Origin of the sequence: Leifsonia sp. Leaf264, assembly GCF_001422325.1 — a bacterium.
Lineage (GTDB): Bacteria > Actinomycetota > Actinomycetes > Actinomycetales > Microbacteriaceae > Orlajensenia.
On sequence record NZ_LMMR01000004.1, the window covers coordinates 190,433 to 206,281 of the forward strand.

At 69.3% G+C, this 15,849-nt stretch carries 13 protein-coding genes; 8 read left to right on the plus strand and 5 right to left on the minus strand.

The features are described from left to right. Window positions 1–40: 40 nt before the first annotated feature. Window positions 41–3,871: a multifunctional oxoglutarate decarboxylase/oxoglutarate dehydrogenase thiamine pyrophosphate-binding subunit/dihydrolipoyllysine-residue succinyltransferase subunit gene (locus ASF30_RS06315; protein WP_082467530.1), complete on the minus strand. Its 3,831-nt coding sequence runs from the start codon at window positions 3,869–3,871 to the stop codon at window positions 41–43. Between the two features lie 178 nt (window positions 3,872–4,049). On the opposite strand from ASF30_RS06315, the gene ASF30_RS06320 reads away from it, so the two are divergent. From ASF30_RS06320 to ASF30_RS06335, 4 genes are all read left to right on the plus strand, one after another. After that, entirely contained in the window at window positions 4,050–5,489 is a 1,440-nt protein-coding gene (locus ASF30_RS06320; protein ID WP_055903490.1) for a GuaB1 family IMP dehydrogenase-related protein, read from the plus strand. A 128-nt stretch (window positions 5,490–5,617) separates the two neighbouring features. Next, the gene (locus tag ASF30_RS06325) at window positions 5,618–7,039 is read left to right on the plus strand and encodes a hemolysin family protein (RefSeq protein WP_082467532.1); all 1,422 of its coding nucleotides are present in this window, start codon (window positions 5,618–5,620) and stop codon (window positions 7,037–7,039) included. Then, the gene (locus tag ASF30_RS06330; RefSeq protein WP_055903493.1) at window positions 7,036–8,085 is read left to right on the plus strand and encodes a hemolysin family protein; all 1,050 of its coding nucleotides are present in this window, start codon (window positions 7,036–7,038) and stop codon (window positions 8,083–8,085) included. The genes ASF30_RS06325 and ASF30_RS06330 overlap by 4 nt, the downstream gene beginning before the upstream one ends. Window positions 8,086–8,134: 49 nt before the next feature. Continuing rightward, entirely contained in the window at window positions 8,135–8,512 is a 378-nt protein-coding gene (locus tag ASF30_RS06335) for a VOC family protein (protein ID WP_055903496.1), read from the plus strand. A gap of 1 nt (window position 8,513) precedes the next feature. Here the strand turns inward: ASF30_RS06335 and ASF30_RS06340 are convergent, their stop codons facing one another. Then, the gene (locus ASF30_RS06340) at window positions 8,514–9,611 is read right to left on the minus strand and encodes an NADH:flavin oxidoreductase/NADH oxidase (protein ID WP_055904713.1); all 1,098 of its coding nucleotides are present in this window, start codon (window positions 9,609–9,611) and stop codon (window positions 8,514–8,516) included. Between the two features lie 59 nt (window positions 9,612–9,670). Then, complete coding sequence (locus tag ASF30_RS06345) at window positions 9,671–10,315, minus strand: HAD family hydrolase (protein ID WP_055903499.1); 645 nt, start codon at window positions 10,313–10,315, stop codon at window positions 9,671–9,673. Window positions 10,316–10,338: 23 nt separating this feature from the next. Between ASF30_RS06345 and ASF30_RS06350 the strand changes: the two genes are divergently transcribed. The 4 genes from ASF30_RS06350 to ASF30_RS06365 all read left to right on the plus strand — a co-directional run bounded on the left by ASF30_RS06350 (window position 10,339) and on the right by ASF30_RS06365 (window position 14,180). Continuing rightward, the gene (locus ASF30_RS06350; RefSeq protein WP_055903502.1) at window positions 10,339–11,187 is read left to right on the plus strand and encodes an ADP-dependent NAD(P)H-hydrate dehydratase; all 849 of its coding nucleotides are present in this window, start codon (window positions 10,339–10,341) and stop codon (window positions 11,185–11,187) included. A gap of 143 nt (window positions 11,188–11,330) precedes the next feature. Then, a complete protein-coding gene (locus ASF30_RS06355; RefSeq protein WP_055903505.1) occupies window positions 11,331–11,825 on the plus strand; it encodes a hypothetical protein in 495 nt (164 codons plus the stop codon). Continuing rightward, complete coding sequence (locus ASF30_RS06360; protein ID WP_055903508.1) at window positions 11,815–12,681, plus strand: FAD:protein FMN transferase; 867 nt, start codon at window positions 11,815–11,817, stop codon at window positions 12,679–12,681. The genes ASF30_RS06355 and ASF30_RS06360 overlap by 11 nt, the downstream gene beginning before the upstream one ends. Then, window positions 12,678–14,180 carry a ferredoxin--NADP reductase gene (locus ASF30_RS06365; protein ID WP_055903511.1) on the plus strand — a complete coding sequence of 501 codons (1,503 nt, stop codon included), beginning with the start codon at window positions 12,678–12,680 and terminating at the stop codon, window positions 14,178–14,180. Before ASF30_RS06360 ends, ASF30_RS06365 begins: the two co-directional genes overlap by 4 nt. Window positions 14,181–14,201: 21 nt before the next feature. On the opposite strand, the gene ASF30_RS06370 is transcribed toward ASF30_RS06365, so the two are convergent. Continuing rightward, window positions 14,202–14,984 (minus strand): amino acid ABC transporter ATP-binding protein, encoded by a 783-nt coding sequence (locus ASF30_RS06370; protein WP_055903514.1) that lies wholly within the window; start codon window positions 14,982–14,984, stop codon window positions 14,202–14,204. After that, on the minus strand, window positions 14,981–15,844 hold the full coding sequence (locus ASF30_RS06375) for an amino acid ABC transporter permease (RefSeq protein ID WP_055903517.1): 864 nt from the start codon (window positions 15,842–15,844) through the stop codon (window positions 14,981–14,983). The genes ASF30_RS06370 and ASF30_RS06375 overlap by 4 nt, the downstream gene beginning before the upstream one ends. Between the last annotated feature and the right edge of the window lie 5 nt (window positions 15,845–15,849).

Consider the following 15,849-nt stretch of genomic DNA (forward strand, 5'->3'; position numbering starts at 1 on the left):
TCCCCGACGGGACCGGCCTCCTCTCGTGGTCGCGGGGTGGCTACAGCGTGAGAGCCTGCTTGATGAGCTCGGCCTGCTCGACGGCGTGGCGCTTCGCGGACCCTGCAGCGGGGGCTGCGGATGCCGGACGCGAGATGACGCCGACCGGGCGGGGGCCCAGCTTGCTGGTCTCGAGGATGAAGTACGGCCAGGCGCCCTGGTTCTCGGGCTCGTCCTGGATCCAGTACAGCTCGGCGTTCGGGTACTGCGCCGCGACATCCTTGATCTCGGCTGCCGGAAGCGGGTAGTACTGCTCCAGGCGCACGAGGGCGATCTCGGGGTTCGGGTTCTTCTCGAGCTCGGTGCGCAGGTCGTAGTAGACCTTGCCCGCCATGAAGAGCACGCGCTTGACCGCTGCCTTGTCGTCGATGCGCACGTCGTCGATCACGGGCTCGAACCGGCCGCTGGTGAAGTCGGCGATCTCGCTGGTGGCGCCGCGGAGGCGCAGCATCGCCTTCGGCGTGAAGACCACGAGAGGGCGACGCGGGCGCTGGTAGGCCTGACGACGCAGCAGGTGGAAGTACGACGCCGGGGTCGACGGCCGGGCGACGGTCATGTTGTTCTCGGCGCAGAGCTGCAGGAAGCGCTCGATGCGCGCCGAGGAGTGGTCGGGACCCTGGCCCTCGTAGCCGTGCGGGAGGAGGAGTACGACGCTGGAGCGCTGGCCCCACTTCTGCTCGGCAGAGGAGATGAACTCGTCGATGATGGTCTGCGCACCGTTGGAGAAGTCGCCGAACTGGGCTTCCCACAGCACGAGCGCATCGGCCCGCTCCACGGAGTAGCCGTACTCGAAGCCCATGGCGGCGTACTCGCTGAGCAGGGTGTCGTAGATCCAGAACCTGGCCTGGTTCTCGGACAGGTTCGCCAGTGGCAACCACTCCTGCCCGTTGGCGCGGTCGTGCAGGACCGCGTGGCGCTGCACGAAGGTTCCGCGGCGGGCGTCCTGACCGGCGAAGCGCACGGGCGTGCCCTCGGTGAGCAGCGAGCCGAGGGCGAGCAACTCGCCGAACGCCCAGTCGACGCCGCCGTTGCGGCTCATGTCGAGTCGCTTCTGCAGGAGCTGCTGGAGCTTGTTGTGCACGGTGAAGCCGGACGGCTTGTTGTTGAAGGCGTCGCCGATGAGGTGCACGACCTGCTCGGAGACGCCGGTGGTCTCCGGCTCGCCGGTGGCGTCGCTCTGGTCGTCCTCGCCAATCGCCGTGATGGGCGTCGTCTGCGCCGCGTGGGTCTCCAGGAAGGCGCGCTCGAGGCGGTCCTGGAAGTCGGCGTGAGCCTGCTCGTACTCCTCCTCGGTGATGTCGCCACGTCCGACGAGGGCCTCGGTGTAGAGCTTGCGGACGCTGCGCTTGGCCTCGATGAGGTTGTACATCAGCGGCTGGGTCATCGAGGGGTCGTCGCCCTCATTGTGACCGCGACGGCGGTACGAGATGAGGTCGATGACCACGTCGCGGTGGAACTCCTGGCGGTACGCGTAGGCGAGCTGCGCCACGCGCACGACGGCCTCGGGGTCGTCGCCGTTCACGTGGAAGATCGGCGCCTGGATGGTCTTGCCGACGTCGGTCGAGTAGATCGAGGTGCGTCCCTCGCTCGGCGGCGTCGTGAAGCCGACCTGGTTGTTCACCACGAGGTGGATGGTGCCGCCGGTGCGATAGGCCCGCAGCTGCGACATCTGCATGGTCTCGACGACGACGCCCTGGCCGGCCATGGCCGCGTCGCCGTGGATGAGGATCGGCAGGGTCGAGAAGGTGCCGACGGGCTTGCGGTCCTGCTTGGCGCGCACGATGCCCTCGAGCACGCCGTCGACAGCCTCGAGGTGGGACGGGTTCGCGGCGAGGTACACGCCGATCTCCTCGCCGTTGGCTCCGGTGAAGGTTCCCTCTGTGCCGAGGTGGTACTTCACGTCACCGGATCCGGAGCCGGCCATGTGGCCCTCGAACTCCTGGAAGATCTGGCCGTAGGTCTTGCCGGCGATGTTGGTGAGCACGTTGAGGCGTCCGCGGTGCGCCATGCCGATGGCGACCTCGTCGAGGCCGTCCTCCGCAGCGCCCTGGAGGATCTGATCGAGCAGGGCGATCGTGGATTCTCCGCCCTCGAGGCTGAAGCGCTTCTGGCCGACGTACTTGGTCTGCAGGAAGGTCTCGAACGCCTCGGCCTCGTTGAGCTTGCCCAGGATGCGCATCTGCTCGTCGTGGTTGGGCTTCTCGTACTTGCGCTCGACCTGAGCCTGCACCCAGGCGCGCTGGGCCGGGTCCTGGATGTGCATGTACTCGATGCCCGTCGTGCGGCAGTAGGAGTCGCGGAGCACGCCGAGGATGTCGCGCAGCAGCGCAGAGCGCTTGTCGCCGAATCCGCCGGTGACGAACTCCCGGTCCAGGTCCCAGAAGGTGAGGCCGTGGCTGGAGATGTCGAGGTCGGGGTGCGAGCGCTGCACGTACTCGAGCGGGTCGATGTCGGCCATGAGGTGGCCGCGCACGCGGAAGGCGTTGATCAGCTCCTGCACGCGGGCCGTCTTGTCGATGGCGCTGGCGATGTCGACGCTGATGTCGGGAGCCCACTCGATGGGGGCGTAGGGGATGCGCAGCGCCGCGAAGATGTCGCTGTAGAAGGTGCGCTTGCCGGTGAGCAACTCGTGCACGATCTTGAGGAACTCGCCGGAACCTGCACCCTGGATGACGCGGTGGTCGTAGGTGCTGGTCAGCGTGATGGTCTTGCCGATGGCGAGGCCGGCGAGGGTCTTCTCGCTCGAGCCCTGGAACTCGGCCGGGTACTCGAGGGCGCCGGCGCCGATGATGCAGCCCTGGCCGCGCATGAGGCGCGGGACCGAGTGCACGGTTCCGATTCCACCGGGGTTGGTGAGCGAGATGGACGCGCCCTTGAAGTCGTCGGCCGTGAGCTTGTTCTGGCGGGCCCGGGAGACCAGGTCCTCGTAGGCGGAGAGGTACTCGCCGAAGGTCATGGTGTCCGCGCGCTTGATGGCGGGCACGAGGAGGGCACGGGAGCCATCGGGCTTCGGGATGTCGATGGCGATGCCGAGGCCGACATGGGCGGGCTTCACGACGGAGGGCTTGCCGTCGACGTCCTCGTAGTAGACGTTCTGGCTCGGGAACTGCTTGAGCGCCTGGATGAGCGCCCAGCCGATGAGGTGGGTGAAGGAGATCTTGCCGCCGCGCGAGCGCTTCAGGTGGTTGTTGATGACGATGCGGTTGTCGATCATCAGCTTGGCCGGGATGGTGCGCACACTGGTGGCGGTGGGGACCGTCAGGCTCGCATCCATGTTGGTGGCCAGGCTCTTCGCCATGCCGCGCAGCGGGGACACCTCGTCCTTGGGGGCCTCGACGGCTCCGTCGGTGACTATGGGCTGCGGGCTGGTGATCGGAACGTCGGCCGGAACGGGAACGGGCTTGGGGGCGACCGAGGTGGTGCGTGCCGCCGGCTTCGATCCGATGATCGGAATGGGGGCGGTGAGAGGTCGCTGCTCGGTGGCCGGCGCCGCGGGTGCCTGCGCGGCCGGCGCCGGAGCGGCGGCCGTGGGAGCCGCGGGAGTCTGGGTCTCCTGGGCCGCCGGGGCAGCGGATGCCGCAGGAGCGTTCGCGGGGGAGTCGCCGGTCGGAGCCGCCTGCTCTCCACCCGGGGCGTCAGGTGTCTGGCCAGCAGCAGCGGCCTTGGCCTTCACCTGCTGGTGGTAGCTGTCCAGGACCGGCCACCACGCCGGATCGACTGAATCCTTGTCGACGATGTACTGCTCGTACATCTCGTCGACGAGCCATTCATTGGCCCCGAACTCGGCCGATGCCGTTTCGTCTGAACTTGCCCCGGTCAATTGGCTCGACACAGCCGATCGCCCACTCTCTTACGTTGATTCCCAGCGACTCTTCGCACCCGACGTCGAGACGACGCGTGCACACCGTCACAAGCCTAATCCCCTTTACGGAAGGCACAGTTCCCCCGAATGCGGGAGTGGTGCAGACCCGGGGCTGCACGAGCGGCCCCTTCGGTCTACCGTTGCTTCCATGGAGTTCTATCGGACAGCGCCGACCCACGACCTCACCTATTCGGATGTCTTCCTGGTGCCGAGCCGATCGGAGCTGAAGAGCCGCTTCGATGTGTCGCTCGCACCGGACGACGGCACGGCGGCCACGATCCCGATCGTGTCGGCGAACATGAACTCGGTGACGGGTCCCCGCCTGGCCGCCACCCTCGCCCGCCGCGGCGGTCTCGGCGTGCTGCCCCAGGACATGAACCTGCAGGAACTCGATGCCGCCATCCGCTGGGTGAAGGACCAGCCCGTGCAGTTCGACACGCCCCTCACGCTCAGCCCCGACGACACCGTGGCCGATGCGCTGGTGCGGGTGCCCGCCGTCCAGGGCCACGGCATCGTCCTGCATGACGATGACGGCGCCTACCTCGGGGCCATCGCGGCCTCCAGGCTCGAGACCGCGCTGCCCGACGCCCGGCTCGGCGACCTGCTGCACGGCCGGATCACCGCCATCGATGCTGAAGACGTCGACAGTGCCCGTGCGGCATTCGACCTGATGCTCGCGGCGGACCTCGAGTTCGTTCCTGTGCTCAGGCACGGAGCCGTGGTCGGAACGCTCAGCCGCAAGAGCGCCCTGCGCGGCACCATCTACTCGCCGACTCTCGACGCCGACGGCCGCCTCCAGGTCGCCGTGGCCCTCGGCATCAACGGGGACATCGCCACCAAGGCGCGGGCCTTCGCCGCGGCCGGCGTCGACGTCCTCGTCATCGACACGGCGCACGGACACCAGGAGGGCATGCTCGAGGCCATCCGCACCGTGAAGGCGCTCGGCCTCGGCCTGCCGATCGTGGCGGGCAACATCGTCACGTCGGATGCCGTCACCGACCTCGTCGACGCCGGAGCCGACATCCTCAAGGTCGGCGTCGGACCCGGCGCCATGTGCACCACCCGCATGATGACGGCGGTCGGGCGGCCGCAGTTCTCGGCCGTGCTCGAGACGGCCGAGGCCGCTCGCTCGGTCGGCGCGCACGTCTGGGCCGACGGGGGAGTGCGCTATCCACGCGACGTGGCACTGGCGCTCGCCGCCGGAGCGTCGTCGGTCATGATCGGATCGTGGTTCGCCGGCACCATCGAGGCGCCCGGCCAGCTCGCCGTCGACGGCGGCGGACGCCTGTACAAGGAGAGCTGGGGGATGGCGTCGACCAAGGCCGTGCGCGAGCGCTTCGGTCGGCTCGACGCCTTCGACCTCGCGCGCAAGGAGCTCTTCGCCGAGGGCATCTCGTCGAGCAAGATCTACCTCGATCCCCTGCGCCCCTCGCTCGAGGACCTGCTCGACATGATCACCTCCGGGCTGCGCAGCTCCTTCACCTACGCCGGCGCCAGCTCGCTCAGCGAGTTCTCCGACCGCGCCCTGGTCGGCATCCAGTCGGCAGCGGGCTACGAGGAGGGCAAGGCGCTCCCGGTCAGCTGGTAGGCGCGGAGAGCCTCGATCCACAGGGGAATGTGGCATCCGGGGCCGATATACTCGCCTGACAATGGATGACCCGCCCAGTAGCACTCCCGGCCATAGACCCTCGCCCGTGAACCGCGGAGGTGTCGCCCATGTCTGAGTGGATCATGCTCGCCATCGGCCTCATCCTGACCGTGGGCACGGGCTTCTTCGTCGCCAGCGAGTTCGCGCTGGTCAACCTCGATCGGGCCGATCTCGAGGCACGCCGCGATCGCGGCGAGACCCGGCTGCAGATGACCATCTCTGCGCTGGCGCACACGTCGACCCATCTGTCGAGCGCGCAGCTCGGCATCACCATCACGACGCTGCTCACCGGTTACATGTTCGAGCCCGCGATCAGCTCCCTGCTGGCTCCACCGCTTGAATCGTGGGGCATCCCGGATGCCGTCGCCGTCGTGGCCTCCACGATCGTCGCCGTGACCCTGGCCACCCTCCTCTCCATGATCCTCGGAGAGCTGATCCCGAAGAACCTCGCCCTCGCCCTGCCGTTGAAGACGGCGAAGTTCGTCATGCCGTTCCAGTCGGCTTTCACCTGGGTGTTCAAGCCGGCGATCATCGTGCTGAACGGCAGCGCCAACGGCATCCTCCGCATGGTCGGCGTCGAGCCGAAGGAGGAGCTGTCGGGTGCCAGGACGGCGGAGGAGCTCTCGAGCCTGGTGCGACGTTCCGCGAGTGCCGGAGTGCTGGAGCGCGACACGGCCAGCCTGCTCAACCGCACGCTGCTGTTCGCCGACCACACCGCATCCGACGTGATGACCCCCCGCCCGCGACTGGTGAGCATCCAGCGCTCGGAATCAGCGCACGCCGTGCTCGAGCTGGCCTCGCAGACCGGCCACTCGCGCTTCCCCGTGATCGACGAGGACGTCGACGACGTCGTCGGCTTCGTGCACGTCAAGCAGGCCATGGCCGTGCCACGGCGGCGCCGGGCCGACGTCCCCGTGTCGGCGCTGCAGTCCGAGGCGCTCCGCGTTCCCGAGACCATGCGCCTCGACGTGCTGCTGGCCGAACTGCGCGGTCGTGGCTACCAGATGGCCGTCGTCGTCGACGAGTACGGCGGAACCGCCGGCGTCGCGACGCTGGAGGACCTGGTGGAGGAGCTCATCGGCGAGGTCGCCGACGAGCACGACAGGTCGCGCGCGGGCATAGTGCGACGCGGCCGTGCCATCAGCTTCCCGGGCATGTTGCGCCCCGACGAGCTGCGCGACAGCACCGACCTGATCGTTCCCGAGGACGGCACCTACGAGACCGTCGCCGGTTACGTGATGAGCGAGCTGGGCCGACTCCCCGTCGTCGGAGACACCGTGCTCATCGATAGCGGTGAGCTGACCGTCGAGCGTCTCGACGGCCGCCGGATCGACAGGCTGCGCTTCACCCCAGACGAATCCGAGGTGGCCCCGGTGGCCGATGTCGACGGCGTGAAACCCGCCAAGCCGGCCAAGCCCGCCGTGGTCGATGTCCCGGCGCGAGCCGCCGACAGGGTGCGAGCCGCCGACAGGAAGGGGGCGCGCTCATGAGCGACTGGGCCGGAATCCTCTGGCTGGCCGTGCTGCTGGTCGTCAACGCGTTCTTCGTCGGGTCGGAGTTCGCCGTCATCTCCGCACGCCGCTCCCAGATCGAGCCCCTCGCCGAGAAGGGCAGTCGGCGCGCCAAGACGGCGCTCTGGGCGATGGAGCACGCCACTCTCATGCTCGCCGCCTGCCAGCTCGGCATCACGGTGTGCTCGCTCGTGATCCTGAACGTGTCGGAGCCGGCGATCCACCACCTGCTCGAGGGTCCGCTCGGACTCACGGGCTGGTCGGAGGAGGTCATCGGAACCGTCGCCTTCATCATCGCGCTGGTCGTCGTCACCTACCTGCACGTCGTGCTCGGCGAGATGGTCCCGAAGAACCTCTCGTTCACCGCCCCCGACAAGGCCGTGCTGCTGCTGGCGACCCCGCTGGTCTTCATCGCCCGCATCTTCCGCCACGTGATCGGCGCGCTCAACGCCATCGCCAACGGATCGCTGCGCCTGCTCGGCGTCGAGCCGAAGTCCGAGGCGAACAGCACCTTCACCCTCGACGAGGTCGCGACGATCGTCAGCCAGTCCAAGCGCGAGGGCGTGCTGAAGGACTCGAACGGAGCCCTGAACGCGGCGTTCGAGTTCACCACGAAGAAGGTGCGTGACGTCGCGGTCCCGCTGCACGAGGTGGTCAGCCTCCCCGAGACCCTCACGCCGACCGAACTCGAACGCGCCGTCGCCAAGCACGGCTTCTCGCGCTACCTCGTGATCGACGAGGACGGCACGCCGGCCGGGTACCTGCACCTCAAGGACGTCATCGACCTCGACCTCACGGGTGACGAGGAGCCCGAGCGCCCGGTTCCGCCGAAGCGCATCCGCCAACTGGCCTCGATGTACGAGGAGACCGACCTCGAGGACGCCCTCGCGTCGATGCGCCGCACCGGAGCGCACCTCGCGCAGGCCTTCGACGTCGACGGGCGCACGACGGGGGTGCTCTTCCTCGAGGACATCATCGAGGAGCTCGTCGGAGAGGTGCAGGACGCCACCCGACGGGAACGCTGAGGCGCCGGCGGAGTATTCTGGGCAGCGGGGCTCAACAGAAGGAATGCTCATGTTGAATGCGAAATCCGCTGCCGCCGTCCTCCCCGCAATAGACCTCGATCGCGCGCGGCAGTACTACGACGACAAGCTCGGCTGGAAGCCGGACGGCCAGGATGCCGGTGGGCTGATGTACACCGTCGGTGGCACGTCGGTGTACGTGTACGAGACGACGTTCGCCGGCACGGCCAGGAACACGGCGTTGATGGTGGAGGTCGACGACCTGCAGTCGGTCGTCGACGAGCTGCGCGCGGCGGGTGTCGCGTTCGCCGACTACGACCTGCCCGGACTCACCACAGTCGACGGCATCGCCGACCTCGAGGGCGAGAAGGCGGCGTGGTTCACCGACAGCGAGGGCAACATCATCGCCCTCGGTCAGCGCAGCGGCTGACTCACCACGTGCCGCCGCTGACGGCGGGCTTCGCGCGCACGTACTGCGGCGGCCAGTAGTCCAGCTCGACGCCGAGCTCTTCGGCGGCGCGCAGGGCGAAGTGCGGGTCGCGCATGATCGCGCGACCGAGCAGCACGGCATCCGCCTGTCCTGATGCCACGATCTGCTCGGCCTGCTGCGGCGTGGTGATCAGCCCGACGGCGGCGACGGGCACGCCGGCCGTCGTCTTCACGTACTCGGCGAACGGCACCTGGTAGCCGGGGCCGAGCGGGATGCGCACCTTGGCGATGTTGCCGCCGCTGGAGATGTCGAACAGGTCGGCCCCGGCCTGCTGGGCCCAGGCGGCCACGACGGCGGTCTGCTCCTCGTCCCAGCCGCCCTCGGCGTAGTCACTCGCGGAGAAGCGCACGAAGACGGGATAGTCGTCGCCGACGGCGTCGCGCACGGCGGCGACGATCTCGAGCAGCAGGCGCGCCCGGTTCTCGAGGGAGCCGCCGTACTCGTCCTCGCGCAGGTTGCTGAGCGGCGACAGGAACTGGTGCACCAGGTAGCCGTGGGCCGCGTGGATCTCCACCAGGTCGAAGCCGGCGCGCTTTGATCGCGCCGCAGCCTCGGCGAAGGCGTGCACGATCACGGCGATCTCCGGCCGGTCGAGGGCCTCGGGGGCGGCGTACTCGCCGAAGGCGACATCCGACGCCGACACGGTCTGCCAGCCGCCGTCGGCCGGGTCCATGCTGCCGTGCCTGTCGTGACCCCACTCGGGCCACACCGACGCCTTGCGTCCGGCGTGGGCGAGCTGGATGCCGGCTGCGGCGCCCTGCGTGTGGATGAAGGCGACGATGCGCGCCCACGCCGCGGCCTGCTGGCCGTTCCAGATGCCCGTGTCCTCGTCGGAGATGCGACCGTCGGGGACGACGGCCGAGGCCTCGGCGATCACGAGCCCGGCACCGCCCATGGCCATGGCGCCGAGGTGGGCGAGGTGCCAGTCGTGCGGAACGCCGTCCTTCTTCGTGACCGCGTACTGGCAGAGCGGCGGCACCCACAGGCGGTTGCGGATCGTGAGCGAGCGAACGGTGATGGGCTGGAACAGTGCTGACAAGGGATCTCCGGGAGTCGAGGCGAGCTGTCGGACGGGCTGGATGCCGGGCACGGATGCGGTCAGGCCGCGAGCTCCTCCAGGAAGCTGCGCAGTCCCTCGGCCGAGGTGAACACGTGTCCGGTGATGCCGAGTGCCTCGGCGCCGGCGATGTTCTCGGCCTTGTTGTCGATGAACACCATCTGGTCCGCGGTGATTCCGAGCAGGTCGAGAGTGTGACTGTAGATGGCGGCGTCGGGTTTCACCAGCAGGATCTCGCCGCTCACGACGACCTGCTCGAAGAGCGGCCCGAGGGATCCGTTGCGGAAGTAGCTCGAGAAGTCGCGGCCGGCATTGGACAGCAGGGCGAGGCGGGTGCCACCGGCGGCGAGATCCTCGAGCACGGCTGCGGTCCCCGGGTTGATGCTCAGCCAGCCGACGAAGTCGATCGCCCAGATGGAGTGCAGTTCGGCGGGCGACCAGTCCGCCCCTGTTGCGGCGGCGATTCCGGCCCAGTAATCCGCGATCGGGAGGGTTCCCTCGTCGAGCGCACGGCGGCCGGCCTCATAGGCGGACCAGAACGCCTCGGCGCCGGCCTCCGAGATGCCGGCGATCTCGAGCAGTTCCCGCCGGTTCTCGGCGGTGGGGGAGAAGGAGATCACCTCGCCGTAGTCGAACACGACGACGCGATCGGGCAGGCGGATGGGGGTCGAGGCTGTTCCATTCATCCCCTGCAACCTATCGTGAGAGCATGACCGGTTCCGCTGAACGCCTGATCTGGACGGCGGATGACGCCAGGGAGTGGATCGCCGTTCCCACGGCATCCGACGACAAGTACTCCCGCGGGGTGCTCGGGGTGATCACGGGGTCGCACGACTACCCGGGCGCTGCCGTGCTCGGTGTCGAGGCGGCGGCTCGAACGGGGGTCGGGATGATCCGCTACACCGGGCCGAAGGCCGTCGCCGCCGCGGTACTCGCGCGCCGTCCCGAGGTGGTGACGCAGCGGGGGCGCGTGCAGGCCTGGCTCATCGGCTCGGGGATGAACTCCGGCCGGCGCACCTTCGTGCTCGGCGGGGAGATCCAGCAGGCTCTCGTGCAGGGCCTGCCGGCGGTGCTCGACGCCGGTGCGCTCGACCTCGTCGCCGACGCGACGGGGCCGACGGTCATCACCCCTCACGCCAGGGAGCTCGCCGGGATCCTCGCCCCGCGGCACATCGGCGCGTCGCTGGAGGCGATCCAGGCTGATGCAGCCTCCTGGGCGGCCCGGGCGGCCGACGAGTTCGGCGTGACCGTGCTGCTGAAGGGGGCGACGACGCACGTCGCGGCGCCCGGATCACCCACTGTCGCCGTTCCGGATGCCCCGGGTTGGCTCGCGACGGCCGGGACGGGCGACGTGCTGGCCGGCATCCTCGGCGCCCTGCTCGCCACCCACGCCGTGCGCCTGGCCGATGACCACGGTGACGCGTTGCCGGCGCTCGCCGCCACGGCGTCCTTCCTGCACGCCCGAGCGGCCGAGCTCGCGTCCGGCGGGGGTCCGATCACGGCGCTCGACGTCGCGGAGAAGGTTCCGGTCGCTGTCGCCGCCCTCCTGAACGACTGAGTCACGGCATCCGTCGACTGCTCGCCGTCTCTTGGGCGAGTCACAGCCGTCCCATAGGAATCATGCATAACGTCGATGACAACCGGGACCGACGGCGTGATCCCGAGCATGTCGCTCCTGACGGGGTGAGGAGAAGGTGAACCGTGAACGCACGCATCGGCAGGACTGCCATCGCACTCGCATCAGGAGCCGTCGTGATCGGCTCCCTCGCCGGATGCGCCACCGACCAGTCGGCCGAGGCCGACACGGCACCGTCGACTGACGGCGCGGAGTCGACGGCGCCCACGTCACCCTCGACGGGGACGGACTCGACCGGCACTGATGGCGCCGAGGCCTCATCGAGCAGCTACACCGACGGCGAGTACACGGAGACCGGGGATTACACGACCCCCGGCGGCCAGGAGGACGTCACCGTGACGATCACTCTCGCCGACGACATCGTGACGGCGGTGGAGGTGACGGGCTCGGCGACCAGCGGTAATTCGAAGCAGTACCAGAGCGCCTTCATCTCCGGCATCGCGGCCGAGGTCGTCGGCAAGGACATCGACGACCTCGACGTGTCGAAGGTCGCCGGCTCGTCACTCACCAGCTCCGGCTTCAACGCCGCCCTCGACGCGATCCGCAGCGATGCCGCCTGAGCCGGCCGCCCTGGCCTTCGAGGCCATCGGCACGGCCTGGCAGGTCGACACCCTGCATCCGGTGCCGGCCGCGACTGTCGAGCGGATGCACGCCGTCATCGAGGACTTCGACGCCACCTGGTCGCGCTTCAGGGCCGACTCGCTCGTCGCGTCGGTCGCCCACTCCGCCGGGGAGTGGACCTTCCCGGACGAGGCGCCCGCCATCGTCGGGCTCTACGCCGATCTGCACGCGGCGACGCGGGGCGCGATGTCGCCGCTCGTCGGCGCGTCGCTCACGCACCTCGGCTACGGCGCCGGGTATCCGCTCGTCGCCGGTCCCGGAACCCTGGCGAGCCCGTCGTGGGATGCCATGGCCTGGGAGGGCACCCGTCTGAGTACCGACCGTCCGATCGAGCTCGACATCGGTGCTGCGGGCAAGGGCCTGCTGGTCGACCTCGTGGTCGAACTCCTCGAGGGCGACGGGGTCGAGCAGATCCTGGTCGACGCCGGGGGAGACCTGCGCCACTCCGGCGGTGACGCCGTGCGCGTGGCGCTGGAGCATCCCTACGACCCGACGAGGGCCATCGGCATCGCCACCCTCGTCGACGGGGCTCTGTGCGCCTCGGCCAGCAACCGCCGGGCGTGGGGCTCGGGCCTGCACCACGTGCTGGACGCGCGTACGGGGGCGCCTGTCGATGAGGTCGTCGCCACCTGGGTCACGGCCGAGACCGCCATGATCGCGGACGCGGTCGCCACGGCCCTGTTCTTCACGGATGCCGACAGCCTCACCCCTCTCTTCTCGTTCGAGTACGTGCGGATGCTCACCGACGGTCGCGCCGAGATCTCGGCCGGATTCCCCGGGGAGCTGTTTCGATGAGGCGCCTGCTCGACTCCTCCCTCGGACGCGTCTCGGGCTACAGGCTCATGACGCTCGGCCTCGGCGCGATCGCGATCACGGCGTTCGTGCTCTCGGCCACGGGCCTGCTGTTCTACACGCCCGTGCAACTGGGCGTCAGCCTCGTCGTCGCCGTCGGATCCGTCGTCGCATCAGGCTGGCTCGCCGGCCGGATCGTCCGGTCTCCGGCCCACCTCGAATCCTCGGTGATCACGGGGCTGCTTCTGTTCTTCCTGTTCTGGCCATCGGAGGATCCGGCTGCGCTGGGTGTTCTCGCCGTGACCGGCGTGCTGGCGACGGCGTCCAAGTACCTACTCGCCGTCCGCGGACGACACGTCTTCAACCCGGCGGCGATCGCGGCCGTGATCATCGGGTTCACCCAGCTGGGCTCCTCGGTCTGGTGGGTCGCGAACTCCTACCTGCTGCCCGTCGTCGCCATCGCCGGCTTCCTCGTGCTCTGGCGCACCCGGCGATTCGCCGTGGCCGGCGTCTTCGTCGCCATCTCGGGTGTGCTCTGCACCGGACGACTGATCATCGCCGGGACCGACGCCGGAACCGCGGCCTGGACCGTGCTCGCGTCGTTCCCGATAGTGTTCCTCGCCGCCTTCATGCTGAGCGAGCCGCTGACGCTCCCACCTCGGCGACGTCAGCAGCTCCTGGTCGCCGCGGTCGTGGGGGTGCTGTTCTCCATCCCGCTCGCGGTCGGGCCGTTCTCGATGACCCCGGAGCTCGCCCTGGTGGTCGGCAACGCCGTGGCCTTCGTGTTCGGGCAGCGGCGGGCCGTGCGGCTGCGGCTGGTGGAGGCGCGGCATCCGACTCCCGACATCGTCGAGTACGTCTTCGCGCCTCTGCGGCCTGTCGTATTCCGGGCCGGGCAGTCGCTCGAGCTGGCGGTGCCGCACCGCCGGGCCGACTCGCGCGGAACGCGCCGGGTGTTCAGCATCTCCTCGCCGCCGGACGACGCGGATCGCATCACGATCGCCATGCGCATGCCCGAGGTGCCGTCGACGTACAAGCGGGCCCTCGCGGCACTGGTGCCGGGTTCCGTGGTGCGGGCCACCTCGGTGGGCGGTGACTTCGTGCTGCCGCAGGATCCGTCGGAGCCGGTACTGCTGATCGCCGGCGGCATCGGCATCACCCCGTTCGCCAGCCAGCTGGCCTCCGACAGCGCGGCCGGGCGCACCCGTGACGTGGTCCTGGTCTACGCGGCCGGGGCGACGGGGATCGCCTATCGGGAGGTCGTCGCCGCCTCGGGCGCCGAGGTGGTCGTGGTGGGAGAAGCCGCGTCCGCCGAGGTGCCGACGGGATGGGAGGCACGCCGCGGCCGGGTCGACCACGAGCTGCTGGATGCCGCCGTGCCCGATTGGCGCACCCGTCGTACCTTCGTGTCGGGGTCGCCCGCCATGGTCGACGGCGTGCGGGCGGCCTTGGCGCGCCGGGGCGGGCGCTCGGTGACGACGGACTCCTTCAGCGGGTACTGAGGGCCGTCGCCCGCAGGCTCGTTAGGCCGTGAAGCGTGCCAGGAACTCACGGGTGCGCGGGTTCTCGGAGTGCTCGAACAGCTGCGCAGGCGGGCCGGCCTCGGCCACCACGCCCTTGTCGAGGAACACCACCCGGTGGGCGACGTCGCGGGCGAAGGCCATCTCGTGGGTCGCCATCAGGATCGTGGTGCCCCCGCGGCCGAGCTCGCGCACCAGGTCGAGCACCTCGCCGACGAGCTCCGGGTCGAGGGCGCTGGTGATCTCGTCGAGCAGCAGCAGTTCGGGGTCTGTCGCGATGGCGCGCACGATCGCTGCGCGCTGCTGCTGGCCGCCCGAGAGCCTGTCGGGGAAGTCGCGGGCCTTGTCGGCGAGGCCGATGTGGCCGAGCAGCTCGAGGCCCCTCTTCTCGGCATCCGCCCGGGAGGACTTGTGGACAGCGCGGCTCGCGAGGGTGACGTTGTCGAGCACGCTGAGGTGCGGGAACAGGTTGAAGTGCTGGAACACGACGCCGATGCGGGCTCGGATGGCGTCGGGCTTGGTGTGGGGGTCGCTGATGTCGTCGTCACCGAGGAAGATCTGGCCGTCGTCGATCTGCTCGAGCAGGTTCGCCGTGCGCAACAGGGTCGACTTGCCGGAACCGCTGGCGCCGATGAGCGCCACGATCTCGTGCCTGTGCACCGTGAGGTCGATGCCGCGCAGCACCTCGTTGCCTTCGAACGACTTGCGGATGCCGACGAGGCGGAGCACCGGTGCCGAAGCCGGCGCGATCACGTCGACCGTCGACTCCGAATCGGCGGCGCTCATACGATGCTCCCCATCTGCTCGCGGCGGCGGACCCGCGCCGTGTACCAGTCGGTGAAGCGGATCATCGGGAGCGCGAGGAGGAAGAACAGGAGTCCAGCGAGGATGTACGGCGTGAAGTTGAAGTACGCCGCAGTCTCGATCTGGGCCGCGCGCACGGCGTCGACGGCTCCGAGCACCGAGATGAGCCCGACGTCCTTCTGCAGCGCGACGAAGTCGTTCATCAGGGCGGGCGTGACCTTGCGCACGGCCTGCGGCAGGATGACACGACGCATGCTCTGGCTGTAGTTGAGGCCGAGCGAGCGGGCCGCGAGGCGCTGCGACGGGTGCACAGCCTCGATGCCCGCGCGGAACACCTCGGAGACGTAGGCCGAGTAGACGACGACCAGCGCGATGGTTCCCCAGAACTCGGCAGGCATCCTGGGGAAGACGCCGAGGCCCGGAATGCCGTAGCCGATCACGTACAGCACGATGATGAGCGGCATCCCGCGGAAGAGGTCGGTGTAGCCGGCGGCCAGCGCGCGGAGGGGGAACCAGACCGGCCCGCGCAGAGTGCGCACAGTGGCCAGCACGAGGCTGAAGATGCCGACGCCGATGACCGAGTAGACGAGCACGCGCACGTTGAGCCAGAAGCCCTCGATGACGCGAGGCCACGCTGCGACGGCTACGTCCCAGTTGAAGAAGGTCTCCTGCACCCGGCTCCAGCCGGGGGTGTTCACCACGAAGATCCACACCAGGACGGCGAAGACGATCGTGCTCACCACGGCCAGGAGCACGGACCGCGTCGTCTGCTGACGCCGGAATGCCCGGCGACCGAGCTCGATCGAACTCGGCGGCCGGGCATCGATCCCGGTGGTGCTCATGCGCT